At 51.5% G+C, this 23,662-nt stretch carries 24 protein-coding genes and 1 tRNA gene; 18 read left to right on the top strand and 7 right to left on the bottom strand.

The window, feature by feature from the left end:
* Positions 1-105: 105 nt before the first annotated feature.
* Both AGRI_RS08190 and cutA read right to left on the bottom strand, forming a co-directional pair.
* Positions 106-1,923: a protein-disulfide reductase DsbD gene (locus AGRI_RS08190; RefSeq protein WP_008984486.1), complete on the bottom strand. Its 1,818-nt coding sequence runs from the start codon at positions 1,921-1,923 to the stop codon at positions 106-108.
* On the bottom strand, positions 1,916-2,236 hold the full coding sequence (cutA, locus tag AGRI_RS08185; RefSeq protein ID WP_008984485.1) for a divalent-cation tolerance protein CutA: 321 nt from the start codon (positions 2,234-2,236) through the stop codon (positions 1,916-1,918). The genes AGRI_RS08190 and cutA overlap by 8 nt, the downstream gene beginning before the upstream one ends.
* Positions 2,237-2,405: 169 nt before the next feature.
* Here cutA and AGRI_RS08180 point away from each other — a divergent pair, with 169 nt between their 5' ends.
* From AGRI_RS08180 to AGRI_RS08170, 3 genes are all read left to right on the top strand, one after another.
* Positions 2,406-2,696, top strand: coding sequence for a co-chaperone GroES (locus AGRI_RS08180; RefSeq protein WP_008607071.1), 291 nt, complete (start codon positions 2,406-2,408; stop codon positions 2,694-2,696).
* 51 nt (positions 2,697-2,747) lie between these two features.
* On the top strand, positions 2,748-4,382 hold the full coding sequence (gene groL, locus AGRI_RS08175) for a chaperonin GroEL (RefSeq protein WP_008984484.1): 1,635 nt from the start codon (positions 2,748-2,750) through the stop codon (positions 4,380-4,382).
* A gap of 140 nt (positions 4,383-4,522) precedes the next feature.
* The gene (locus AGRI_RS08170; protein ID WP_008984483.1) at positions 4,523-5,062 is read left to right on the top strand and encodes a DUF3016 domain-containing protein; all 540 of its coding nucleotides are present in this window, start codon (positions 4,523-4,525) and stop codon (positions 5,060-5,062) included.
* Between the two features lie 89 nt (positions 5,063-5,151).
* Here AGRI_RS08170 and AGRI_RS08165 read toward each other — a convergent pair whose 3' ends face one another.
* On the bottom strand, positions 5,152-5,460 hold the full coding sequence (locus AGRI_RS08165) for a hypothetical protein (protein WP_008984482.1): 309 nt from the start codon (positions 5,458-5,460) through the stop codon (positions 5,152-5,154).
* 147 nt (positions 5,461-5,607) lie between these two features.
* Between AGRI_RS08165 and AGRI_RS08160 the strand changes: the two genes are divergently transcribed.
* Positions 5,608-6,012 carry a MerC domain-containing protein gene (locus tag AGRI_RS08160; protein WP_040291739.1) on the top strand — a complete coding sequence of 135 codons (405 nt, stop codon included), beginning with the start codon at positions 5,608-5,610 and terminating at the stop codon, positions 6,010-6,012.
* Between the two features lie 32 nt (positions 6,013-6,044).
* On the opposite strand, the gene AGRI_RS08155 is transcribed toward AGRI_RS08160, so the two are convergent.
* The 3 genes from AGRI_RS08155 to rsgA are packed head-to-tail and all read right to left on the bottom strand — an operon-like array spanning position 6,045 to position 8,680.
* On the bottom strand, positions 6,045-6,734 hold the full coding sequence (locus AGRI_RS08155) for a glycerophosphodiester phosphodiesterase (RefSeq protein ID WP_008984480.1): 690 nt from the start codon (positions 6,732-6,734) through the stop codon (positions 6,045-6,047).
* Between the two features lies 1 nt (position 6,735).
* A complete protein-coding gene (gene asd, locus AGRI_RS08150; protein WP_008984479.1) occupies positions 6,736-7,611 on the bottom strand; it encodes an archaetidylserine decarboxylase in 876 nt (291 codons plus the stop codon).
* 34 nt (positions 7,612-7,645) lie between these two features.
* Positions 7,646-8,680: a small ribosomal subunit biogenesis GTPase RsgA gene (rsgA, locus tag AGRI_RS08145; protein ID WP_008984478.1), complete on the bottom strand. Its 1,035-nt coding sequence runs from the start codon at positions 8,678-8,680 to the stop codon at positions 7,646-7,648.
* A 109-nt stretch (positions 8,681-8,789) separates the two neighbouring features.
* On the opposite strand from rsgA, the gene orn reads away from it, so the two are divergent.
* From orn to AGRI_RS16375, 3 genes are all read left to right on the top strand, one after another.
* Entirely contained in the window at positions 8,790-9,338 is a 549-nt protein-coding gene (gene orn, locus AGRI_RS08140; RefSeq protein WP_008984477.1) for an oligoribonuclease, read from the top strand.
* An 84-nt stretch (positions 9,339-9,422) separates the two neighbouring features.
* Positions 9,423-9,498, top strand: a tRNA-Gly gene (locus AGRI_RS08135).
* 170 nt (positions 9,499-9,668) lie between these two features.
* The gene (locus AGRI_RS16375; protein ID WP_008984476.1) at positions 9,669-9,872 is read left to right on the top strand and encodes a DUF1289 domain-containing protein; all 204 of its coding nucleotides are present in this window, start codon (positions 9,669-9,671) and stop codon (positions 9,870-9,872) included.
* Here AGRI_RS16375 and queG read toward each other — a convergent pair.
* Positions 9,838-10,971 (bottom strand): tRNA epoxyqueuosine(34) reductase QueG, encoded by a 1,134-nt coding sequence (gene queG / locus AGRI_RS08130; RefSeq protein ID WP_008984475.1) that lies wholly within the window; start codon positions 10,969-10,971, stop codon positions 9,838-9,840. The genes AGRI_RS16375 and queG overlap by 35 nt on opposite strands.
* Positions 10,972-11,164: 193 nt before the next feature.
* On the opposite strand from queG, the gene tsaE reads away from it, so the two are divergent.
* From tsaE to AGRI_RS08075, 11 genes are all read left to right on the top strand, one after another.
* Positions 11,165-11,638 carry a tRNA (adenosine(37)-N6)-threonylcarbamoyltransferase complex ATPase subunit type 1 TsaE gene (tsaE, locus tag AGRI_RS08125; RefSeq protein WP_008984474.1) on the top strand — a complete coding sequence of 158 codons (474 nt, stop codon included), beginning with the start codon at positions 11,165-11,167 and terminating at the stop codon, positions 11,636-11,638.
* Positions 11,625-13,001, top strand: a complete 1,377-nt coding sequence (locus AGRI_RS08120; protein ID WP_008984473.1) for an N-acetylmuramoyl-L-alanine amidase — start codon at positions 11,625-11,627, stop codon at positions 12,999-13,001. The genes tsaE and AGRI_RS08120 overlap by 14 nt, the downstream gene beginning before the upstream one ends.
* A gap of 1 nt (position 13,002) precedes the next feature.
* The gene (gene mutL, locus AGRI_RS08115; RefSeq protein WP_008984472.1) at positions 13,003-14,820 is read left to right on the top strand and encodes a DNA mismatch repair endonuclease MutL; all 1,818 of its coding nucleotides are present in this window, start codon (positions 13,003-13,005) and stop codon (positions 14,818-14,820) included.
* Positions 14,810-15,739, top strand: a complete 930-nt coding sequence (miaA, locus tag AGRI_RS08110; protein WP_008984471.1) for a tRNA (adenosine(37)-N6)-dimethylallyltransferase MiaA — start codon at positions 14,810-14,812, stop codon at positions 15,737-15,739. Before mutL ends, miaA begins: the two co-directional genes overlap by 11 nt.
* Positions 15,740-15,829: 90 nt before the next feature.
* Positions 15,830-16,087 carry an RNA chaperone Hfq gene (gene hfq / locus AGRI_RS08105; protein WP_008984470.1) on the top strand — a complete coding sequence of 86 codons (258 nt, stop codon included), beginning with the start codon at positions 15,830-15,832 and terminating at the stop codon, positions 16,085-16,087.
* Positions 16,088-16,105: 18 nt separating this feature from the next.
* Positions 16,106-17,398 carry a ribosome rescue GTPase HflX gene (hflX, locus tag AGRI_RS08100; RefSeq protein ID WP_008984469.1) on the top strand — a complete coding sequence of 431 codons (1,293 nt, stop codon included), beginning with the start codon at positions 16,106-16,108 and terminating at the stop codon, positions 17,396-17,398.
* A gap of 41 nt (positions 17,399-17,439) precedes the next feature.
* On the top strand, positions 17,440-18,585 hold the full coding sequence (gene hflK / locus AGRI_RS08095) for an FtsH protease activity modulator HflK (protein WP_008984468.1): 1,146 nt from the start codon (positions 17,440-17,442) through the stop codon (positions 18,583-18,585).
* Positions 18,586-18,591: 6 nt separating this feature from the next.
* Positions 18,592-19,473, top strand: a complete 882-nt coding sequence (hflC, locus tag AGRI_RS08090; protein ID WP_008984467.1) for a protease modulator HflC — start codon at positions 18,592-18,594, stop codon at positions 19,471-19,473.
* Between the two features lie 80 nt (positions 19,474-19,553).
* Entirely contained in the window at positions 19,554-20,714 is a 1,161-nt protein-coding gene (locus AGRI_RS08085; RefSeq protein WP_008984466.1) for an aminotransferase class V-fold PLP-dependent enzyme, read from the top strand.
* 115 nt (positions 20,715-20,829) lie between these two features.
* Complete coding sequence (locus AGRI_RS08080) at positions 20,830-22,128, top strand: adenylosuccinate synthase (RefSeq protein ID WP_008984465.1); 1,299 nt, start codon at positions 20,830-20,832, stop codon at positions 22,126-22,128.
* A gap of 164 nt (positions 22,129-22,292) precedes the next feature.
* Entirely contained in the window at positions 22,293-23,627 is a 1,335-nt protein-coding gene (locus AGRI_RS08075) for a S41 family peptidase (RefSeq protein WP_008984464.1), read from the top strand.
* Positions 23,628-23,662: the final 35 nt, after the last annotated feature.

Raw genomic sequence — 23,662 nt, 5'->3', positions numbered from 1 at the left:
CTTATCAGCCAGTAGCCATCTGGATGGTTAGGATCTCGGCGACCTAAAGGGGGAGACAAGAGGAAAGGACACGGCTGCAGCCTGGCTTGCTGCAGCCGCCCATTATTATTGCATCATCGCCTGTAAATGATTGGCAAAGGCGCTGGCATTCATAAAGCCGGTGACGCGGCTTTGCTTTAGTTCGCTGCCATCTGGGGCGAAAAATAGCAGGGTAGGTAAACCCAACACCTGATAGCTATCCAGCAGCGCCTGATCTTTGCGGGTCATCCGGGTGACATCAATTTTAATCAGCCGCATCTGTGAGGTGAGGGCGGTAACCTCCGGCCTTGGAAAGGTCAATTGCTCAAACTCTTTACAGGCTACGCACCACTCGGCATACAGGTCGACCAATGCATACTGACCGGCCGCTTTGGCCTTCTGCAGTTGCTGCGCGAGCTCATCGGCATCTTTTACCACGATAAAGCCGAGCGCATTAATATTTTCGCCCTCTGCGCTAATCGTTGCCTGCGGCAGAGCCGGGCTGGCCGGGCGGTAATACTGTAAATTCAGCCAGAAGATACCCAGTAACAACAGCTGTGCCAGCACTGCGACACTGGCTTTAGCGTTGACACTGCTTAGGCTGAACAGCAAGCGATATAAATAAAATACCAGCGCCAGCGTTAAGACGGTGCCAAGGGCTAACACAATCCAGAAAGGTAAAAAGCGCTCTAGCAGGATCAGTGGCACCGCCAGTAACAGGAAGCCAAAGATATTTTTGACCGCGTTCATCCAGTTGCCGGCTTTTGGCAGCAGGCGACCGCCTGAGGTACCGAGTAATAACAAAGGTAAACCCATCCCCAGGCTCAGCACATAAAGCGTCAGGGCGCCAAGGGCCAGATCGCCGCTTTGCGCCACATATAACAGTGCCGCAGATAGCGGGGCTGTGGTGCAGGGCGAGGCAATCAGGCCGGATAACGCGCCCATCACAAAGGCGCCTTTTAGCGAGCCGCCCTGTTGTTTGTTACTGACGCCCGCCACCCTTTCCTGCCAGCGGGCTGGCAGTTGCAGATTAAAGACGCCAAACATCGCCAAGGCCAGCAGTACGAAGATCACCGCAGCGACGATTAACACGGCCGGATGCTGCATTGCCGCCTGGAATTTTACGCCTAAACTGGCGACCACCAGCCCTAGCAGGGAGTAGGTCAGCGCCATACCCTGCACATAAGACATCGATAAGCCAAAGGCGCGTTTGGTCGATAACCGCTGGCCGTGGCCGACAATAATGCTACTTAGAATCGGATACATCGGAAACACGCAGGGGGTAAAGGACAGCCCTAAGCCGAGCAGGAAAAATACGCCCAGACTCACCAGCACTGAGCCTTCGCTTAAGCGCTCCAATAAGCCAAACTGGCTGGAGACCGGCGCTGTTGTCGCTAAGCTGGCGCTGGTTTCAGACTGGCCAGGCTGGGTCAGTGGAATTTCTACCGTGGTTGGCGGATAACACAGACCGGCTTCGGCACAGCCCATAAATTGCATCCGAAAGAGTGCATCTTCATCGATATCTGACAGCGGGATTTTTAGCTGCAGCTGATGGTAATAGACTTCGGTTTTACCAAAGAATTCATCTTCAATACTGATACTGGCCGGATAGGTCGGATGCGAAAAGCTGACCGCCACGCCGCCAAACTTAAACTTATCGCGATACATATAGTAGCCATCGGCGATAGTCCAGCTTAGCAACAGCTCGTTATCCTGCTGGCGGTAGTCCAGCACAAAGGCCTGTTCCACCGGTAAAAATTGTGGCTGGCCCTGCAACAGGCTTTGCAGCACAGCATTATTATTCGTCGGGCTGGTTTGCGGGCTTTGCTGCTGCGCAGTCGCCGTGCTGGTTAGCAACAGGAACAGTAGGGGCAGCAGCAGTAGATAACAACAGCGTTTAATCACAGGTAACCTCATTAATCCAGGCGGCATAAGCCTGATTCAGCTGACAAAACTCAACGGCGATAATTTCCGGCACAGCATACGGGTGAATGGCGCTTATGGCTTGCTCAATTGCGGTAAAGTTCCGCTTTGGCGCTTTAAGTTGCAACTGAATTTCCACCGCCTGCTCCAGTTTGCCTTGCCAGATATAACTGGATTGTACCGCGGGTAGCCGGTTAACACAGGCCACCAGCCGTTGCTGTAACAGCTGGGTGCTAATGGCCGTTGCCGTTGCCTCATCCGGGCAGTTACACAGGATCAGCAGATAATCGCGCATATCAGACCTTGGTTTTTCGTTAGGTTAGCACCATTGTACGGTAAACCGTGGCTGTGTTTTGCGGAATTTTTTTCGGCCAGCCCTTGGAATTTTTTTCGGTTCGCCCCATATAGCGAGCACACAAAATTTAACTGTCACGTTAAAACCCAAACGCTTTAGGAGATAGAGCATGAATATTCGTCCATTACATGATCGTGTCATCATCAAACGTACCGACGCTGAGAGCAAGTCTGCCGGTGGCATCGTTCTGACTGGTGCTTCCGCAGAAAAATCAACACGCGGTGTCGTAGTAGCAGTGGGCAATGGTCGTATTTTAGATAACGGCGATGTGAAACCACTGGACGTTAAGGTTGGCGACAAGGTTCTGTTCGGTGCCTATGTAGAGCGCACTGAGAAAATTGATGGTCAGGAATATGTGATCACCAAAGAAGATAACATCTTAGGTGTGATCCTGGATTAATTTCCCCTTTCTCTTTCTGATTAACAATTAACGACTTTTAAGGATACGAAAATGGCTGCAAAAGACGTACGTTTTGGCGATGAAGCCCGTAACAAGATGCTGAAAGGCGTAAACATTCTGGCGAACGCTGTGCGCGTTACTTTAGGTCCAAAAGGCCGTAACGTGATTCTGGACAAATCGTTCGGTGCTCCTCTGATCACCAAAGACGGTGTGTCAGTTGCCAAAGAAATCGAGCTGGAAGATAAGTTCGAGAACATGGGCGCCCAGATGGTAAAAGAAGTGGCGTCTAAGGCCAATGACGAAGCCGGTGACGGTACCACTACCGCTACGGTACTGGCACAAAACATTATTAATGAAGGTGTGAAAGCCGTTGCTGCCGGTATGAATCCAATGGATTTAAAACGTGGTATCGACAAAGCTGTCATCGCCGCCGTAGCCGAATTAAAAGCCCTGTCACAGCCATGTGCAGACAGCAAAGCTATTGCGCAGGTAGGTACTATCTCTGCTAACTCTGATGATGAAATTGGCCAGATCATTGCCAATGCCATGGACAAAGTGGGTAAAGAAGGTGTGATCACCGTTGAAGAAGGCCAGGGCCTGAACAACGAGCTGGATGTGGTTGAAGGTATGCAATTCGACCGCGGTTACCTGTCTCCGTACTTTATCAACAATCAGGAAGCGGGCCAGGTTGAACTGGATAACCCCTTTATCCTGACTGTGGATAAGAAAATTTCTAATATCCGCGAATTACTGCCGGTACTGGAAGGCGTAGCCAAATCAGGTAAGCCACTGCTGATTATTGCTGAAGACGTCGAAGGCGAAGCCTTAGCGACTTTAGTTGTCAACAATATGCGCGGTATCGTGAAGATCTCTGCCGTGAAAGCGCCAGGCTTCGGTGACCGTCGTAAAGCGATGCTGCAGGATATCGCTACCCTGACTGGCGGTACCGTGATTTCAGAAGAAATCGGTATGGAACTGGAAAAAGCCACGCTGGAAGACTTAGGTACAGCGAAGCGCATCGTGATCACCAAAGACAATACCACTATTATCGATGGTGCCGGTGAGCAAGCGGCTATTGACGCCCGCGTCAAGCAAATCCGTCAGCAAATCGAAGAAGCGACCTCTGACTATGATAAAGAAAAACTGCAAGAGCGTCTGGCCAAACTGGCTGGCGGTGTCGCAGTAATCAAAGTTGGTGCGGCCACTGAAATCGAAATGAAAGAGAAGAAACACCGCGTAGAAGATGCCTTACACGCTACCCGTGCTGCGGTAGAAGAGGGTGTGGTTCCTGGCGGTGGTGTAGCCCTGGTGCGTGTCGCGGCCAAGCTAACTGGCTTAACCGGTGCCAACGAAGATCAAACGCACGGTATTAAGATCGCACTGCGCGCAATGGAAGCGCCACTGCGTCAGATCGTATCTAACGCCGGTGAAGAGCCATCAGTCGTCGTTAACAAGGTTAAAGAAGGTACCGGTAACTACGGTTACAACGCTGCGACCGACGTATACGGCGATATGCTGGAAATGGGTATCCTGGATCCAACCAAAGTGACCCGTTCTGCACTACAGTTCGCTGCATCTGTTGGTTCGCTGATGATTACCACCGAAGCGATGGTGACCGAGCTGCCAAAAGAAGAGAAGCCAATGCCAGATATGAGCGGCATGGGCGGTATGGGCGGCATGATGTGATGTAAATCACTGATTTTATTGAAAAAGCTCTGCGGGAAACCGCAGGGCTTTTTTATTGCCCATTCAGCTTGCATAAATTTTGCGCCGGCTATACTTTGTACAGGTTGATAGAAGGTCTATTCAGACCACAGGAGAACACCATGCGTAACAGTCTTTTAGTGTTAACAATGCTGGCAGCGTTCGGTATTGCTGATGCGCAAGCGGCAGCTGCCGAAGTGAAAGTGACGTTCGAGCAGCCTGAAAAATTTACCGATATCCGACCAACCAACGAATCTCGCAGTCGTTATGAACAGAAAGTACTGAAGTCAGTTGAGAAAATCTTTACTGATTTGGCTGCCAAAATGCCAGAGGGCTATCAGTGGCAAGTGACGGTAACCGATATCGATTTGGCCGGTGATGTTGACTATTTTGCCGGGCCAAGCGGCCAGGCGCTGCGTATTGTAAAAGATATTTATTCACCTGCAGTGCGCTTTAGTCATAGCTTGCGTGATAACTATGGTGAAGAAGTGTTAAGCGGTGAAGAAAAACTGCGGGATATGGCGTTCTTGCAGCGGTTAAGTAAAACCGGTACCCGTCCTGAATTTGAGCACGAACAGTTGATGTTACAAGACTGGTTTAATAAGACTGTGCAGCCAGCAGTAACGCAACATGCAGCAGTAGCGCCAAAAGTCAGTAATTAGGCCGCCACTCCCCACCTTGCCATCATAACAACAGCCGGCGCAGTGCCGGCTGTTTTTTTAGGCTACTATCTGTTTGGCGGTCAGCCCTATCAGGCTTTTACGGCAATCCGCAGCTCTGCCAGGGTTTTATGTAATAACTGTAACTGCTGCACTACGCGTTGCAAAGTGGCAGTATTAAATTGCTGGCTGTGGCGCATTGCGGCGATTTGTTCCGCTGTTTCTGCCAGATAGGGCATAAAGCGATTGCTCTCAACCTTAAACCCCGCATCTTTAGCAAACACCGCCTGATATTTCGCCTGGCCTTGCTGTTGTAACTGCTCCAGTATGGCATCGGCGTCTAACGCCTTGCGATAAAGCTCTTTCAGATTTTCATCCAGCTGTTGTAACAGAGTATCCATAGCTATAAGTCTTTCCGGATTAAATACGGCTATTATGCCATAGCCCGCTTAGTGACGCTGCCGGGCGCAGCATTTTTTCACTTGCCCGTTTGCAATTGCGTGCTTTTGTTATATTATATCGTCTCGTGGAATGCAGAGGGTTTGGTTGTGCTGGCAAAGGCAAGGCTGTTATTTGATAAGTTCGGTATTATGGTCACATCACTCTGTGCCATTCACTGCATTTTATTGCCGGTGATCCTGCCTGTATTACCGCTGTTGGGTTTAACTGCTGCTCATAACCATGCCTTTGAAGGTTTTGTATTGTTATTTACTATGGTGCTGGGCTTTATTACGCTGTTTATCGGCTTTCATCGTTATCACCGCAAACTCTACCCATTTTATTCGCTGTTCTTAGGTGGTTTTATTTACTGGCAGCGCGGTGCCTGGGGGCATGAGTACGAGCATTTAATTCTGGTGATTGGCGCCTCGCTCGTCGTGTTTGCCCATATTATGAATATGCGGCTTTGCAATCAGTGTAATAGCTGTGAAACCGATGATAAAAAACCTGCTTAAAGCAGGTTTTTTTACATCAGGTGGTTGTGGTTTTATGTCAGAAGCTTGCGGCTGCGCGCCGGATAATTAGTAAAAACCCCATCGACACCGAGCGCCTTTAGCCGCGCTAAATCATCTGCCTCATCTACCGTATAAACATAAAGCTGCAGTTGCCGGGCTTTGGCATCGGCAACCAGCGCCGCATCGATAAAGCCGGCATCACAGTGTACTGAGTACGCCTGCAATTGCGTAGCGAAGGCGCAATTGTCGATAGGCAGTGAAGCCGTTAGCGCACCGGTTTTTAGCTCAGGCCGCGCCGCTTTTACGGCGGCCAACAGTTTATGATTAAAGGAGGAAATCAGCAGGCTGTTAAGATCATAGTTCAGCTCGCGCTCAGCGCGCTGCAACAGTTTTAGCAAAGGTTCGAGCGTATCCGCTCCCTTTAATTCGATATTTAGCCAACAGCGGCCTTGTACCAGCTGTAGCACCTGCCACAATAGCGGGATCGGCTCGCCGGCACCGGCGTCGATAGTGGCCAGTTGTGCCAGGCTATGCTGGTAAATACTGCCGCGGCCATTGGTGGTGCGCTGCAGATGCGGATCGTGGATCACAATCAGTTCGCCTTCTACCGCAAACACATCCAGCTCGATAGCATCTGCGCCCTGGGCTAAGGCCTGGCGAAACGCCAGCAGGGTATTTTCCGGATACTCACCACTGGCGCCGCGATGGGCAATAATCTGCATCTTAGTCCGCCATCTTGGCTGGCTTAATATTGGCAAAGGCGGTGCCCATACGGGTCACTGTGCCCGGCTGTTGGTCAGCTAAAAAGTCGATGCTGCCATGCGGGAACGCCAGAATCACAGTAGAGCCCAGTTTAAAACGGCCCATCTCAGCGCCCTTTTCCAGTCTGATGCTGTTTAAACCCTCAGCCGGATATTGCCAGCGAAATACCTCTTTACCGGTCGGTGGTGTGACGGTGCCCGCCCAAACGGTTTCGATACTGGCTACGATAGTGGCGCCAACCAATACCAATGCCATAGGGCCGAATTCAGTATCAAAAATGGTTACTACTCGTTCATTACGGGCAAACAGATCCGGGACATTTTCAGCGGTCAGCGGGTTTACTGAGAATAGCTCGCCCGGTACATAGATCATCTCGCGCAGGGTGCCGCTAACCGGCATATGGATACGGTGGTAATCTTTGGGCGCCAGATAAATGGTAGCGAATTTACCGCCAGCAAAAGGCTCCGCCGTTTCGGCTTTACCGCCGAGCAGACTTTGCAGGCTGTAATCGTGGTTTTTTGCCTGCACCAGCTGGCCAGCGACGATATCGCCGAGCTGGCTGATGGCACCGTCTACCGGGTGCGCGACGATGGCAGGATCGGCGACCAGCGGCCGGATACCGTCTTTCAGCGGCCGGGTAAAGAACTCATTAAAGCTGGCATAGTCACTGGCTTTTTCATGCCTGGCTTCCTGCATATTGATCTTATAGGCTTTGATAAACAGGCTAATCAGGGCATGACTGATAAAACCCAGTTTCGCTGCGGCCAGATAACCCACCAAACGTGATAACAGGTGCTTGGGTAACAGGTATTGCAGAGTGATTTTAAATTTATCCATAAGATGTCAGCTACTCGTATTGAAAGACTAAAAGTTAAAAATAATGCGGTTTATCCTGCGCCATACTGTGCAGGATTTTCTGGTAACTCTCGTAGCGTAGCGGGCTGATCTCGCCCTCTGCTACGGCATGCTGAATAGCACAGCCCGGATCGGTCAGATGCTTACAGTCGCGGAACTTACACCGGCCCAGCCAGGGCCGGAACTCGATAAAGCCGTTGGTCACTTCCTCCGGCGATAAATGCCAGAGTGCAAACTCGCGAATACCCGGTGAATCAATCAGCTTGCCGCCTTCCGGCAGGTGATACAGCCGGGAAACCGTGGTGGTATGCTGGCCCAGACCCGATACTTCTGATACTTCCTGCGTCGCGGCCGCCAGGCCCGGCATCAGGGTATTCATCAGCGATGACTTGCCGACGCCCGACTGGCCGACAAAGATGCTGGTACCGCTATGCAGATACTGTAGCAGCTCGGCCATACCTTGACCGGTTTTGGCACTGACCAGCAGGCAGGCGTAGCCCATCTGCCGGTACAGTTGCAGTTGTTGGTCGAGCGCCTGTTGTTCAGTTTCGGGTAATAAGTCGATTTTATTAATGACCAGTAGCGGTTTAATGCCGGTGATTTCTGAGGCCACCAGATAACGGTCGATAATATTTAACGACAGCGCCGGCAGGATGGCGGAGACAATAATCATTAAATCGATATTGGCGGCGACCGGTTTTAAGCCATCATAAAAATCCGGGCGTAGCAGTACCGAGTGCCGTTCTGCCACCGCTTCAATCACGCCATCAATGCTGCCGGTCGGTTGTTTGCTGCGGCGCCAGCTGACCTGGTCGCCGGTCACCACCGAACTGATAGTGCGGCGCATATTACAGCGCACCACAGCACCGCTCGTATCTTCGACATCGGCATGCTGACCAAAGCGGCTAAGCACTAACCCCGGTTCCGGCGGGTGCAGTAGGGCGTCGTCCCAGTCACTGGCACTGGCTTTATTGCTGCGTTTTAGCCGCCGCTGCTCATTGTCGGCAATACGTTGATGCTGGCGTTGATTCAGGTGTTTTTTCTTGGTCACGGTTTACCGTTTTGCTGGCTTTAGCTATCACAGTTGGTTTCTGGGGTGTATCATACCTGTAAAGCGCCCGCGGACAAAGCCATCTGGCTTCGATATAGCTGAGGAAACTATGGCAGTAAATGATACTAATCTGATTTGGCTGGATCTGGAAATGACCGGCCTGGAACCGAAAACCGACGTCATTTTGGAAATGGCGACCATCGTTACCGACAGTCAGTTAAATATTCTGGCCGAGGGCCCGGTATTTGCGATTAAGACGGCGGACGAGATTCTGGATAATATGGACCCCTGGTGTGTAGAGCAGCATGGCAAAAGCGGTTTGACTGCCCGTTGTCGTGCCAGCACGGTGACGCTGGCAGAGGCTGAGCAGCAAACCATCGCCTTTTTAAGCCAATATGTGAGCAAGGGCAAATCCCCGATGTGTGGGAACAGCATTGGTCAGGACCGGCGTTTTTTGGCGGAGTATGCGCCAGAGCTGGAAGCCTTCTTCCATTACCGTAATTTAGATGTCAGCACGGTAAAAGAACTGGCGCGGCGCTGGCATCCTGAGGTGCTGAACAAGGTGCAAAAGAGCAGCAGCCACCTGGCGCTGGACGATATCCGTGAGTCAATTGCTGAATTAGTCACCTATCGCCAATATTTTTTTCGTTTACCCTGAAAAAAACCTTGCATCGGGCGACTGATTTTGTAAAATGCGCGCCATCAGACGCAAGATTAACCTCGTTAATCACTGCGACCCGATGCGAGTTTAGCTCAGCTGGTAGAGCGCGACCTTGCCAAGGTCGAGGTCACGAGTTCGAACCTCGTAACTCGCTCCAAATTCAACACAAAGCAGCCTACTGGCTGCTTTGTCGTTTCTGGTTACTGGGCAGCTGGCAGCAACGAAGCTATGCTTGCCAAATAAGAATTTTTTGTTAAATTTTGCGCGGGTCTGACGCTGCCGCGCTATACTCAGGCACTATCGATAAGCCGTTGTAGAGGACTGCGTATGGTTAAGTCCCCTTGTGTGCGTAATTGTTGTCTGGATCAGCAGGACTGTTGCCTTGGCTGCGGCCGTTTACTCAGTGAAATTACCGAATGGCATCAGGCCTCAAGCGCCCGACAGCAACAAATTTGTGTGCTGGCGGCAGCTCGCCAGGCACAGCGTGATGCCCAACTTAGCCAGCATCTCTGGGCAAGCCCTTCTGAATAATCCGCACCAGTCTTTCGGTACTACGTGGTAACAGATTCTGCGCCAGATAGCTTTTTTGTTTTTGTTGCTGCAAGGCCCACTCAATATGTTCGGCAACCAGCGGCGTCGCTGTTGGCTGTGCCTGCTTAAGCGAGGCGACAATTTCCGGCTGGTAGGGGGCATTACCCAGCGCCACTGCCAGGTTGCGCTGCCAACGTTCAAAACCAATACGCCGGATGGCACTGCCTTCGGTCAGGCGCAGGAAGGTCGTTTCATCCCACTGAAATAATGCCAGCAGCGATTGATCCTGCCACTGCGGCCGGCGTTGAAAATCCGGCTCCGCAGTCAGCGGTGCCTGCCGGTTCACCGGGCATACCAGCTGGCAATCATCACAGCCGTAAATGCGATTACCCAGTAAGGGTCTGAATTCCGTTGGAATGGCGCCTTTCAGCTCAATTGTCAGATAGGAGATGCAGCGGCGGGCATCAACGACATAGGGCGCAACGATAGCGCCGGTAGGGCAGCTGGTAATACAGGCGACGCAGCTGCCGCAATCGCCGGGGTGTGGTTGGTCAACCGGCAGTTCCAGATTAACCAGTAACTCGCCGAGAAAAAACCAGGAACCGGCTTCTTCAGCCAGCAGTAGACTGTGTTTCCCTATCCAGCCCAGGCCGGCTTGCTGCGCTAAAGGCCGTTCTAAAATCGGCGCCGAATCTACAAAGGGCCGGCCGTCCAGATCCGAGATCAGGGTGGCAATTTTTTGTCCCAGTTGCTTTAAGCGGTTACGCATTAATTTATGATAATCGCGACCCAGCGCATAGCGGCTGATATAGGCCTGGCTGGGGTCGGCCAGATTCGTGGCAAAGGCCGCCGCTTTTGGCAGGTAATCCAGGCGCACGCTGATTACACTCAAGGTCCCCGGATGCAGCCCGGCAGGTCTGGCGCGCAACATGCCATGCTCTGCCATATACTGCATTTCACCATGGTAACCGGCGTCCAGCCACTGCTGTAAACGCTGTTCTTGTTCTGCACCCAGCTGTGGCCGGCTAATGCCACAGGCCTGAAAGCCCAGCTCTTTGGCCCAGGCTTTAATCTGATTGCGGATCTTTTCTGCTTGCATGTTATAACGCCTGTTAAGAAGGCTTTATATTATCACAACTTACTTTTGGCAGCCGCGTTGTGTCACTAACCGGAACTAATCGGCAACTTAGACGTCCAATGGCGGTATTTTATTGGTTTTACTGGCTGTCTGGCTTGTTCCTTTGTTACCATAGCCAGCCAGAAAGTGATATCAAGCACGGTAGGATCAGATAGTGAGTCAACACCACCTTACACTGCAATCAGAAGCTGCTACCCTGGCCCTGGCGGCAAGATTAGCCGGCCTGTTGCATGGTGGTATGGTGGTGTTTTTGCAAGGTGACCTGGGGGCTGGGAAAACGACCTTTTGCCGTGGGCTGATTCAGGCGCTGGGGCATCCGGGCGCGGTAAAAAGCCCGACCTATACGCTGGTCGAACCCTATCAGTTGGCGGAGTTGCAGGTATATCACTTTGATTTATATCGGCTGCATGATCCGGAAGAGCTGGAATTTATGGGCATAAGGGATTACTTTAATCCAAACAGCTTATGTTTAATCGAATGGCCGGAGCGGGGCGCCGGTTATTTGCCGCAAGCCGATTTACAATTACAACTGACTCAGCAGGGAGAACTGCGCACTTTGCAGTTAGTAGCGGGCAGTCAGGCAGGCAGTAAAATAATAACGATATTGACGGATAATGAGCAAAAATAACGCGCTGTCACTGCTGGTTCTGGTCTTAATCTGTTTATTTGCCGCACCGCTGGTGCAGGCAAGCGCGCAGGTACAAAGTGTGCGGATTGCTCCGGCATCGGATAATACGCGGGTGGTCTTTGATTTGGCATCGGCGCCGGATTTTAAATACTTTACCCTCGATAAACCTGATCGTTTAGTGATTGATCTCAGTAACGTTCGAGGTAGCCCGGCGTTACCAGCCAGCAACGGGCAATCGCCGTTGATTAGCGGCATTCGTAGCAGTGGTGGTCAGGGCAAGATGCGTATTGTGCTCGATCTGACCCAAACGATAAAGCCGAATGTGTTTGCGTTAACCCCGGTGGACAGTTTCGGGCACCGGCTGGTTGTCGATCTACCGCTGACGGCCAGCGCTGCGGCCAGTAGCGCTAATGCCAGCCAGGCCAGTCGTCCTGTGGCAACAACTCCAGCCAATACTACGCCGGCCAGAACACCGGTACCTGCCAGTATTCGGGCAGCGCGCGATATTATTATTGCCGTAGATGCCGGGCATGGTGGAAACGACCCTGGTTCTATTGGTCCTTCCGGCACTTTTGAGAAAAACCTGACCTTGCCATTAGCCAAAGCCTTGGTTGAACGTTTTAACCGTGAGCCTGGTATGAAAGCGGCGCTGGTGCGTACCGGCGATTATTATATTCCGGTCAATAACCGCACTGATATTGCCCGGCGGTTGCAAGCCGATCTTTTGATTTCCGTGCATGCCGATGCTTTTACTTCGCCACATCCGCGCGGCGCTGCCGTCTGGGTTTTATCACTGCGTCGCGCTACCTCAGAAGTGGGCCGGATGTTGGAACAAACCGAGCGTCACGGTGAACTGTTAGGTGGCGTGGCCGAGGTGATTAAAGACTCGGCCAATGAACGCTATCTGGCACAAACGGTACTGGACTTGTCGATGAATCATTCGATGGTCACTGCGCATCAGGTGGCGAATCAGGTGTTATCTGAGATGGGTAAAATTACTACCTTGCATAAGCGCGAACCGCAGGCCGCCAGTTTAGGGGTATTACGAGCGCCCGATATTCCATCGATTTTGGTTGAAGTGGGTTTTATTTCCAATCCACAGGAAGAGCGCTTATTACGGACGCCTGGCCATCAGCAAAAACTGGTGCAATCCATTTTTAATGGTGTGCGCCGGCACTTTGAGTTGTCGCCACCGGCAGATTCGTTGTTCGCCCAGCGTCGGGCGAAAGAACACCGTGTTCAGGCTGGCGAATCGCTGTCACTACTGGCGCAACGTTATAATGTGTCGATAGACGAGTTACGCACGCACAATCAGTTACGTTCTGATAGCCTGCGTATCGGTCAGGTGTTACGGATCCCCTGAGATGCCCATTCAATTATTGCCGCCGCAGCTGGCGAACCAGATTGCTGCCGGTGAGGTGGTAGAGCGCCCGGCATCAGTGGTAAAAGAACTGGTAGAGAACAGCCTGGACGCCGGTGCGACGCAAATCGAGCTGGAAATAGAGAAGGGCGGCAGTAAGAAAATCCTGATCCGCGACAATGGCAATGGTATTGCCGAGCAGGAACTGGTGCTGGCGTTAAGCCGGCATGCGACCAGTAAGATCAGTAGCCTGGCCGATTTGGAGCAAATTTGTAGTCTCGGCTTTCGCGGTGAAGCTCTCGCCAGTATCAGCTCGGTCTCCCGGTTAACTCTGACCTCAAAACCGGCCGCGCAGGATAAAGCCTGGCAAGCCAGTGCTGAAGGCCGGGACATGGCGGTGCAGGTGCGGCCCGCTGCCCATCCGGATGGCACCAGTATCGAAGTGCTTGATCTGTTCTTCAATACCCCAGCCCGGCGGCGTTTTTTACGCAGCGATAAAACCGAATTTAGTCATATTGATGAGCTGGTCAAACGGCTGGCGCTGAGCCGGTTTGATGTTAGCTGGTCGTTAACCCATAACGGCCAGCCGATACGCCGGTTACCTCTTTGCCAGCATCAGGGCGCGCGGCAAAAGCGCTTAGCGGCGATCTGTGGCCGGGCTTTTGCTGAACAGGCAGTGTGGATTGAAAATCAGTATCAGCAAATCCGCCTTAGTGGCTGGATTTTGCCGCCTGCCGCTTGCCAGACACAGGCCGCCTGCCAGTACAGTTATGTTAACGGCCGGATGATGCGGGATAAATTGCTGAATCATGCAATCCGGCAGGCGTACGGTGAACAACTCAGCGCCGAACAACAACCGGCCTTTGTGTTATATCTGGAGTTAGCGCCATCCGAAGTGGATGTTAATGTGCATCCGGCAAAACATGAGGTGCGTTTTCATCAGGCGCGACTGGTACATGATTTTGTGGTCAGTGCTTTAGCAGATGCGCTGCAGCAAAGCTTGGCAATGGCGGCGCCACCCAGCACAGCGCAAACCGGCATCAAGCCTAGCCCTACCTCAGCGGAGCCGGTTGCAACTTGGCCGGCTATCACTAAAGATAACCATTATCAAAGGCCGCTGCAGGCGGATAGCAACAGTCCTGCTGGGCGAAGTGTCGGTGAAGGGCGACTGCAATTCACTGCTCAAAATCCGGTGGGCAAGGTCAATTCTTCGCAGCGAAGCAGCTTAACGGGTGGCCCTGGCAAAGAGGTTAACACTAGCACCGTTAACGCTCAGCTGACGTATCTGGCCAGTAGCACTGCACAAGCCCTGCCGCAAAAGGCGCAGGGTTCTTACCTTCTGGTTGAGAACCGCTATGTGCTCTGGTCAGAGCAACAGCAATTATATCTGCAAGATCTGACGCAAGCTGCGGCCCTGGCATGGCAGCAGCAAGTAGTCAGCGCGCCCTTATTGTTACCGCTGCGGCTACAACTGATAACACCAGAATTAGACTGGCTGCTGCAACAAGCTGCGGCACTGGAAGAGCTGGGTTTTGATCTGTTGATCAGAGATAATACCGCCATTATCCGGGCGGTACCGCAGTGGTTGCGGCACACGGCGATCAGTGACTGGTTTAGTTTAATGCTGCAGCAAGGTCGCCAAGCGCAGCAAGCGGTCACAGCGACAGTGCTATTAGCGCTACTACTATCAGCCAATTTTCTGCAGGCAGAAATTTTGTTAAACTCTTATTCACAGCTCTTAACATCGCAGCATCCGACGGCACAACTGCTGAATGTTGCCGCCTGGGCAGACAGCTTACCGGAGCGCGGTCATGGCAGTTGAACAGCCGGTGATCTGTATTATGGGGCCCACCGCCTCAGGTAAAACGGCACTGGCAATAGCGTTAAAACAGCATTTGCAAACCGCCGAGTTAATCAGCGTTGATAGCGCGCTGGTGTATCGGGGCATGGATATTGGTACCGCTAAACCCGATGCGGCAGAGCAAGCGGCAGCGCCGCATTATTTGCTGGATATCCGTGATCCGGCTGACAGCTACTCAGCGGCGGATTTTCGTGCTGATGCGCTGGCATTAATTGCTGACATCAGAGCGCGGGGTAATACACCGATTCTGGTTGGTGGCACTATGCTCTATTTCAAGGCGTTATTGCAGGGCATTTCCAGCTTACCGGCCGCAGATCCGGCAGTACGGGCGGAACTCGAAGCCGAAGCGGCTGTCAAAGGCTGGACAGCGTTACATGCAGAGTTAGCCTTAGTGGATCCCGTATCAGCAAGCAGGATCCATCCGAATGATCCACAGCGGATTAACCGGGCGCTTGAGGTATACCGGATTTCCGGGCAAAGCTTGACCGAACTGACCGCAGCCGCCGGTGAGCCGCTGCCTTACCCGGTACGGCAATTTGCGATAGCGCCGGTTGATCGTGCCCTGCTGCATCAGCGTATAGAACAACGCTTTTTGCAGATGTTAGCGCAAGGCTTTGAACAGGAAGTGCGACAGTTATATCAACGCGGCGATTTGCATCCGGACTTACCTTCGATGCGCTGTGTCGGCTATCGTCAGATGTGGGATTATCTGGACGGTAAAATTGATTATCCGACCATGGTCAGTCAAGGCATCGCAGCAACCCGGCAGCTGGCAAAACGTCAGTTGACCTGGCTGCGTAGCTGGCCCGATTTGATCTGGTTAAAAACAGAAGCAGAACTGTCAGAAAACTTGCAAGCTGTCGTTTCTTCGCTAAGCTAAAAATGGCAGCAAAAATTTCACGTTTAACAACTTGAAATAAAAAAAATAATACCTATATCAGGCATACTTAATAAAAAAGGAAAGCGTGACATGGCAAAAGGCCAATCATTACAAGACCCATTTTTGAACACCTTAAGACGGGAACGCATTCCTGTTTCAATTTACTTGGTGAATGGGATTAAATTACAGGGGCAGGTTGAGTCTTTCGATCAGTTCGTGATTTTGCTGAAAAATACAGTCAGCCAAATGGTTTATAAACACGCCATTTCTACCGTGGTACCAGCACGTGCAGTCAATACGATGACCAGCCAGAATGGTACTGCCGACGATAACGAGGATGTTGAATAATTAGCGGAGTAACAGCGCTTGTTTGATCTGGCTGAGCCGGCTGAGCAAGCCGTACTGGTACACGTTAATTTCCCGCAGGAACACTCAACCGAAGATCTGCAGGAGCTACGGATGTTAGTAGCTTCTGCGGGTGTGGTTGTGTTGGGAGAATTATCCTGCAGTCGACAGGCTCCTGATGCCAAACTGTTTATTGGCTCGGGCAAGGCTGCCGAGCTCGCCGCCCTGGTCGCTGACACGGGCGCGACAGTGGTGATTTTCAATAACGAGTTAAGTCCGAGTCAGACACGAAATCTGGAGCGTTTGTGTCAGGCGCGGGTTATTGATCGCACCAGCCTGATCCTGGATATCTTTGCCCAACGCGCCCGAACCTATGAAGGCAAGCTGCAAGTCGAGCTGGCGCAGCTGCAACACCTCGCATCCCGATTAATCCGTGGTTTCGATAATGAGCGGCAAAAAGGCGGTATCGGTTTGCGCGGTCCGGGTGAAACCCGCTTGGAAACTGACCGTCGGCTGTTGCGCGACAGAGTAAAGGCGTTAAAAATCCGGCTGGATAAACTAGGCCGGCAGCGTGAGCAGGGCCGTCGCGCCCGGCAGCGCTCAGAGCAGCCGGTACTCTCCATCGTTGGCTACACCAATGCCGGCAAATCAACCTTATTTAACCGTCTGACCACCGCGGAAGTTTATGCGGCTGACCAGCTATTTGCGACGCTCGATCCGACGCTGCGTCGTATTGAGCTACCGCAGTTTGGCGAGGCGATCCTGGCCGATACCGTTGGCTTTATCCGACACTTGCCACATGATTTAGTGGCCGCATTTAAGTCAACCCTGCAGGAAACCCGGGATGCCGATTTACAGCTACATGTGATTGATGCCGCCGATGCCCGACGGGCAGAAAATATGCGGCAAGTGCAGCTGGTGTTAACAGAAATTGACGCTGCTGAGGTGCCTCAATTACTGGTTTACAACAAAATTGACCAGTTAGCGCAGTCTCCCCGTATTGATTATAACGAACAGGGGTTACCCGAGGCAGTTTGGTTATCTGCGAAAACCGGTGCTGGTCTGGATTTGCTGCAACAGGCAGTTATCCAGTTACTGTCACAGCAGCATTTGCAGCTTGTACTGCGTCTGCCGCCGCGACTTAGCCAAATTCGGGCACAATTATTTGCCTTACAAGCAGTGCAGCATGAACAGTATCAGGAAGACGGTAGCTGTGAGTTGAGCTTAAAAATAACGGCAGCGAACTGGGCCCGATTGTTAAAGCAATGCGAGCAGCCGCTGGAAAACTATATCGTCAGGCCGCCAGTTTTTTGATACATTAACCTTTGATAGCAACTTTATAAGTGGAGTTAAGCATGGCTTGGAATGAGCCGGGCAATAACGGCAAGAATAACGACCCCTGGAAGCAAGGTGGTCGGGATCAAGGCCCGCCCGATTTAGATGAAGTGTTTCGCAATTTCGGTAAGAAATTTGGCGGTATCTTTGGCGGTAAGGGTAATAACACCGGTGGTAATGGTGCCTCTGCACTGATGACGGTGATTATTGTTGTCGCCCTACTGGTATGGGGCCTGAGCGGTTTCTATACCATTAAAGATGCGGAACGCGGCGTTGTCCTGCGCTTTGGCCAGTACCACACTGAAGTGGGCGCTGGTATCCATTGGAAACCCACCTTTATTGATACTGTGACCCCGGTTAACACTCAGGAAGTTCGTTCACTGCGCACTGATGGTTTTATGTTAACTCAGGATCAAAACCTGGTTCGGGTGACCTTTGAAATTCAATACCGCATTTTCAATGCCCGCCAATACCTGTTCTCAGTAGTGGATGCCGATCGTAGCTTACGCGAAGCCACTGATGCAGCACTACGTTTTGTGATTGGTCATTCTATTATGGATGACGTTCTGACCCGTGGCCGTGAAGTCGTGCGGCAAAATACCCGTCAGGAACTGGAAAGCATTATTCAGCCTTATAACATGGGTCTGACGCTGGTGGATGTTAACTTCCGTGATGCCCGGCCACCGGAAGAAGTGCGTGATGCTTTCGACGATGCCATCAAAGCGCAGGAAGATCAGGAGCGTTTCGTGCAGGAAGCAACGGCTTATGCCCGTGAAGTGGAACCGCGCGCCCGTGGCCAGGTCAACCGCGTAATGCAGGAAGCCGAAGCCTATAAACAGCAAATCGTGTTGAAAGCTCAGGGTGAAGTGGCCCGTTTCGAACAGCTGTTGCCACAGTACCTGGCTGCGCCACAAGTGACCCGGGATCGGATGTATCTTGAGACGATGGAACAGGTTTACAGCAGTACCTCGAAAATTCTGGTTGATGTCAAAAACAGCAACAACCTGATGTATTTGCCGCTGGATCAGCTAATGAAACAAGGCGCCGCCAGTGCGACCAATACTCCGGCCAGCCAGCCGGTGCGCCCAAGCCTGGATAGCAGTAATGCCCCAGTGCAGCAAGTGCCGGTTCGCAGCAGTTCACCACGCAGTGCAAGTGGGAGGTAACATCGGATGAAGAATTTTATTATTGCTATTGTAGTTGTGGTTGCGCTGATTGTGGTATCGGCTATTTTCGTAGTGCCGGAAGGGCAGCGTGCCATTGTCACTCAGTTCGGCAAGATTCAGCGTGATGCGGAAAACCGGGTGCTGGTTTATGAGCCGGGTTTGCACTTTAAATTGCCGGTAATCCAGGAAGTGCGCAAACTTGACGCCCGGGTGCAAACTCTGGACGATCAGGCAGATCGTTTCGTGACCGCTGAGAAAAAAGACCTGTTAGTGGATAGCTATGTTAAGTGGCGGATTAAGGACTTTGGTGCTTTCTTCTTATCTACCGGTGGTATTAAGTCCCAAGCTGAAGTGCTGTTAAAGCAGTATATCAATAACGGTTTACGGACCGAGTTTGGTAGCCGCACCATTCAGGAAATTGTCTCTGGCGAACGGACCCAGTTAATGCAAAGCGCCTTATCGCAAGCGGCGCAGGCAGCCAATGAGCTGGGTATCGAAGTGATTGATGTGCGGGTAAAGCAAATTAACCTGCCAACCGAGATCAGTGATTCGATCTTTGCCCGGATGCGTGCTGAGCGAAAAGCGGTAGCCGATGAACACCGCGCCCGTGGCCGGGAGCAGGCAGAGATTATCCGTGCCGATGTTGATGCCCGCGTTACCGTTATGCTGGCGGATGCCGAGCGGAATTCGCGTACCGTGCGCGGTGAAGGTGATGCGACAGCAGCGAAAGTCTATGCTGATATGTATAGTAAAAATGCCGAGTTCTATGCTTTTGTACGCAGCTTAGAGGCGTATCGCAACAGCTTTAATTCGAAGAATGATGTGTTGGTGGTACAACCTGACAACGATTTCTTCAAATATATGCGTTCTGATAAAGTTAGCAACTAACCGCTGTTTGACCGATAGAAAAGGCCCTGTATGGGCCTTTTTGCTATAAAACCGGTTCGGACAAAGCCAGAGGGTAGGGTATGTATCAACAGTTTTATCAACATTTTCTTGGCGCTAACCAAGGCAAGCAACACTTTGCCTGCCATTCTCATCACTATTGGCCGGACGTAACCCGCGATGCGCAGTTGGCCTACTGGGATGACAGTGCGCGCTTGGTGGATGATAAGTGGCAGCTGATCTTTGGTCAGAAAATTCCGCATACACAACAGCTTATCGCTGATGTCCTAAACTTACCACAGCCGGAACAAATTGTGTTCGCCGCTAATACGCACGAGTTTGTGATGCGACTGCTCAGCTGCTTCGATTGGCAACGGCCGTTAAGAGTACTGACCACTGACAGCGAGTTTTACAGCTTTCAACGCCAGATTAAGCGTCTAAGCGAGTTAGCTAATATAGACGTGGTACAGATCCCAACCGAGCCCTTTGCCACTTTTAGCGAGAGATTTACCGCAGCCGCCGCTGCCGATGATTATCAGCTGGTGTTTTGCAGTCAGGTATTTTTTAACTCTGGCTATGCGATTGCCGATCTGCCAACCTTTGTCAAAGGTCTGGCAGAGGTAACGACAGCGATGCTGGTGATTGATGGCTACCATGGTTTTATGGCTTTACCGACCGATCTGGCAGAAATTGCTGAGCGGATTTTTTATCTGGCGGGCAGCTACAAATATGCGCAGGGTGGTGAGGGCTGCTGTTTTATGGCAGTGCCCACAGGTTGTCAACTGCGCCCACTCTATACCGGCTGGTTCGCTGAATTTGGTACTCTGGCGGCACAGAAATCGGCTTTAGTGCTGTATAGCGAGGACGGTTACCGCTTTGCTGGTGCGACTATGGATTTTACTGCTTTGTACCGTTTGGAAGCCGCTTTGTTGCTGTTTAAACAACAAGGTATTACGGTGGGCAGGATCCATCAGTATGTGCAGCAGCTGCAACAGCATTTTTTAACCTTAATCGATAAGCTTGAGCACCCGCTGTTAAACCGTAGTAACTTGTTGTTATCTGAACCGGCACACGGACACTTTTTTACCTTTCGGCTGGCTAGTGCCAGTCAGGTCGCAGAACTGGCCGCGCATCTAAAACATCATGCTATCGAGACAGATTACCGTGCAGATCGGTTGCGGTTTGGTTTTGCCTTGTATCAGAACGCTGATCAGTTCGATTTATCTTGCCTTAAATCCTTATAAATCAATTAGTTTAATTGGCCATGAAAAATCATGGCCTTTTTTTCGTCTGGACGGCTGAAACTTCGGCGGGCTTTTGTTAAAATCCACGCCTAATTTTTTCCGTGATGTGGGAACCATGGCTAAGAACGTCGTTGTGCTCGGCACCCAATGGGGTGACGAAGGTAAAGGTAAGATTGTTGACTTATTAACCGATAAAGCCAGCTATGTGGTGCGCTATCAGGGCGGCCATAATGCCGGGCATACATTGGTGATTAACGGTGAGAAAACGGTATTGCACCTGATCCCGTCCGGTATTTTGCGTGATAACGTAAAATGTGTGATTGGTAATGGCGTAGTGTTATCACCGGAAGCTTTCTTAAAAGAAATGACCATGCTGGAACAGCGCGGCGTGCCGGTTAAAGACCGTTTACTGGTTAGCGAAGCCTGTCCATTAATTCTGCCATTCCACGTTGCTCTTGATGTTGCCCGCGAAAAAGCCCGTGGCGATAAGCCAATCGGTACTACCGGCCGCGGTATTGGCCCGGCTTATGAAGACAAAGTTGCGCGTCGTGGTTTGCGGGTAGGTGATTTGTTTAATCCGGAACTGTTTGCTGAGAAGCTGAAAACAGTAATGGATCTGCATAACTTTACCCTGACCCAATATTATAAAGTGGATGCCATTGATTATCAGACCACGCTGGACAATGCGCTGGCAATGGCCGACTTACTGAAATCGCTGGTGGTTGACGTCACTGAGCTGTTAGATCAGGCGCGCAAAAACGGCCAGCGCATTATGTTCGAAGGTGCGCAGGGCACGCTACTGGATATTGACCACGGTACCTATCCTTACGTCACATCCTCCAATACAACGGCCGGTGGCGTAGCAACCGGCTGTGGTTTTGGCCCGCGTTATCTGGATTATGTGTTGGGTATCGTTAAAGCCTACACGACTCGCGTCGGTTCAGGCCCGTTCCCAACAGAGCTGGATTGCGCCATCGGCGAACACCTGGGAGTAAAAGGTCACGAATTTGGTGCCACTACTGGCCGTAAACGTCGCTGTGGCTGGTTTGATGCCGTGGCTGTGCGCCGTGCCGTGCAGCTGAACAGTATTTCCGGTTTCTGTTTAACCAAGCTGGACGTACTGGATGGCCTGGAAACAGTGAAAATCTGTATTGGCTATCGTCAGCCTGACGGCTCTGTATTACAGACGCCGCCTCTGGCTGCAGAAGGCTTTGAGCTGGTGCAACCGGTCTACGAAGAAATGCCCGGCTGGAGCGAAACGACCTTTGGTATTCAGCAACTGGAGCAATTGCCACAAGCGGCCCGTAACTATATCAAGCGGTTGGAAGAAGTGACCGGTGTGCCAATTGACATAGTGTCAACTGGCCCGGATCGGGTACAAACCATTGTGCTGACCCATCCATTCGCGGATTAAGCGCTGAATCGTCAAATAACGCTGCCACCTGGCAGCGTTTTTTTTACCCGGATTTTGCCGGCAAAGCAGGTATGCTTTAACTCAAGCTGTGCTATAACCAAACTTTGGCAATAATTAAGACGTAAGCTTTTTGCTAAATTAAGCGGTGCTGATGGAGGAATACGATGTTGATGCGCTTGGTGGTGTTTACGGCGTTAATGCTGTTGGCTGGCTGTGGTGGCTCAGACAGCCAGCCGGTTGCTCCTGGTAATGCGGAGCTTTGTCAGCAAACTAGTATCAACGCCCGGATAGGTTGTGAGCTCAGCCGTAATTATTTGTGGTACCGGGAGCTACGCAATCCGGCGCCAGACAGTTTCAGTAATCCGCAAGACTATTTTTATGCCAGTCTGGCAGCGCGGGACAATTACAGTTTTATGTTAACCGAACAGGAATACCAGGACCGCTTTATTAATGCGGTATTTTTCGGTTTTGGCTTTGCCAGCCAGCGTGCTGATAACGCTTCGGCGCTACAGGTGATCTATGTTTACCCACAAAGCCCCGCCGCTGAACAAGGATTAAAACGCGGTGACAAAATCGTCACTATTGAGGGGATCAGCGTCAGTGAATGGCTGAGCGGCTTTGACAGTGGTCGTTATAGTAGTGAAGACATTTATGGCCCAAATCAGGCCGGAGTGGTGCGTAATTTTGTTTGGCGACAGCCTGATGGTGTTGAGCAGCGGGCGGATCTGGTAAAGAGCCGGGTGTCGACCAATACCGTGTTGCATCGTTCCGTGCAGCAACTGGCAGCGCGCAAAGTTGGTTATCTGGTGTTTAATAGTTTTATCGAGCTGTCCGAAACAGAGCTGGAGCAAGCCTTCGCGTATTTTAATCAGCAACAGATTGACGAGTTAATTTTGGATTTGCGCTATAACGGCGGCGGACTGATCCGGGTGGCAAATCAGTTAAGTTCGCATATTGCCTATCCGCAGCTGCAAGGCAAAGTGTTTGTGAAATACCGCTATAATGATAAAAATACTGCCAGTAACAACACGGTATTGTTCTCACTTGGTCAGGGGCGCACCCTGTTAAATCTGTCACGGGTCTTGGTGTTAACTACTCCCGGCAGCTGCTCGTCGAGTGAATTGGTCATTAACTCCCTCAGTCCTTTTATCGATGTCATTCAGATTGGTGAGCGTACCTGTGGTAAGCCGGTGGGGCAGATTCCGACACCTGTTGGCAATTTCCGTTTATTTGCGATCAATTTTCAAACCGTTAATGCGTTGGACTTTGGAGACTACTTTAATGGTCTGACACCAAATTGTGCCATTACGCCAGCTGTAGTGGGTGATTGGGGTGTACCTAATGATCCCTTATATGCGGCAGCGGTTGATTACATTCAGCTTGGCCGCTGTCCGGCAGTGAGTTTAGCCAGCGCGTCGGCGGAACCAAGTGGCCTGCTGCAGCAAACTGCCACTGCCGTACGTAATCAACCCAGCTGGCGGTTTTATAATGAGCAGTAAGCTGGCGCAAAATTTGCTAAGATTTTCCAGACCCA

The sequence above is a fragment of the Alishewanella agri BL06 genome (genome assembly GCF_000272005.1).
Classification (GTDB): Bacteria; Pseudomonadota; Gammaproteobacteria; order Enterobacterales; family Alteromonadaceae; genus Alishewanella; species Alishewanella agri.
Note: the sequence above shows the minus strand (reverse complement) of the source record. Positions and strands in the feature narration are given on the sequence as shown.

Bases quoted from the DNA above. Each gene is read 5' to 3' on its own strand.
- cutA (WP_008984485.1), bottom strand. From the start codon at position 2,236: ATGCGCGATTATCTGCTGATCCTGTGTAACTGCCCGGATGAGGCAACG.
- groL (WP_008984484.1), top strand. From the start codon at position 2,748: ATGGCTGCAAAAGACGTACGTTTTGGCGATGAAGCCCGTAACAAGATG.
- asd (WP_008984479.1), bottom strand. From the start codon at position 7,611: ATGGATAAATTTAAAATCACTCTGCAATACCTGTTACCCAAGCACCTG.
- hflK (WP_008984468.1), top strand. From the start codon at position 17,440: ATGGCTTGGAATGAGCCGGGCAATAACGGCAAGAATAACGACCCCTGG.
- hflC (WP_008984467.1), top strand. From the start codon at position 18,592: ATGAAGAATTTTATTATTGCTATTGTAGTTGTGGTTGCGCTGATTGTG.
- AGRI_RS08080 (WP_008984465.1), top strand. From the start codon at position 20,830: ATGGCTAAGAACGTCGTTGTGCTCGGCACCCAATGGGGTGACGAAGGT.
- queG (WP_008984475.1), bottom strand. From the start codon at position 10,971: ATGCAAGCAGAAAAGATCCGCAATCAGATTAAAGCCTGGGCCAAAGAG.
- AGRI_RS08165 (WP_008984482.1), bottom strand. From the start codon at position 5,460: ATGGATACTCTGTTACAACAGCTGGATGAAAATCTGAAAGAGCTTTAT.
- AGRI_RS08085 (WP_008984466.1), top strand. From the start codon at position 19,554: ATGTATCAACAGTTTTATCAACATTTTCTTGGCGCTAACCAAGGCAAG.
- orn (WP_008984477.1), top strand. From the start codon at position 8,790: ATGGCAGTAAATGATACTAATCTGATTTGGCTGGATCTGGAAATGACC.
- mutL (WP_008984472.1), top strand. From the start codon at position 13,003: ATGCCCATTCAATTATTGCCGCCGCAGCTGGCGAACCAGATTGCTGCC.
- AGRI_RS08170 (WP_008984483.1), top strand. From the start codon at position 4,523: ATGCGTAACAGTCTTTTAGTGTTAACAATGCTGGCAGCGTTCGGTATT.
- hfq (WP_008984470.1), top strand. From the start codon at position 15,830: ATGGCAAAAGGCCAATCATTACAAGACCCATTTTTGAACACCTTAAGA.
- AGRI_RS16375 (WP_008984476.1), top strand. From the start codon at position 9,669: ATGGTTAAGTCCCCTTGTGTGCGTAATTGTTGTCTGGATCAGCAGGAC.
- AGRI_RS08120 (WP_008984473.1), top strand. From the start codon at position 11,625: ATGAGCAAAAATAACGCGCTGTCACTGCTGGTTCTGGTCTTAATCTGT.
- AGRI_RS08180 (WP_008607071.1), top strand. From the start codon at position 2,406: ATGAATATTCGTCCATTACATGATCGTGTCATCATCAAACGTACCGAC.
- AGRI_RS08155 (WP_008984480.1), bottom strand. From the start codon at position 6,734: ATGCAGATTATTGCCCATCGCGGCGCCAGTGGTGAGTATCCGGAAAAT.
- AGRI_RS08075 (WP_008984464.1), top strand. From the start codon at position 22,293: ATGTTGATGCGCTTGGTGGTGTTTACGGCGTTAATGCTGTTGGCTGGC.
- miaA (WP_008984471.1), top strand. From the start codon at position 14,810: ATGGCAGTTGAACAGCCGGTGATCTGTATTATGGGGCCCACCGCCTCA.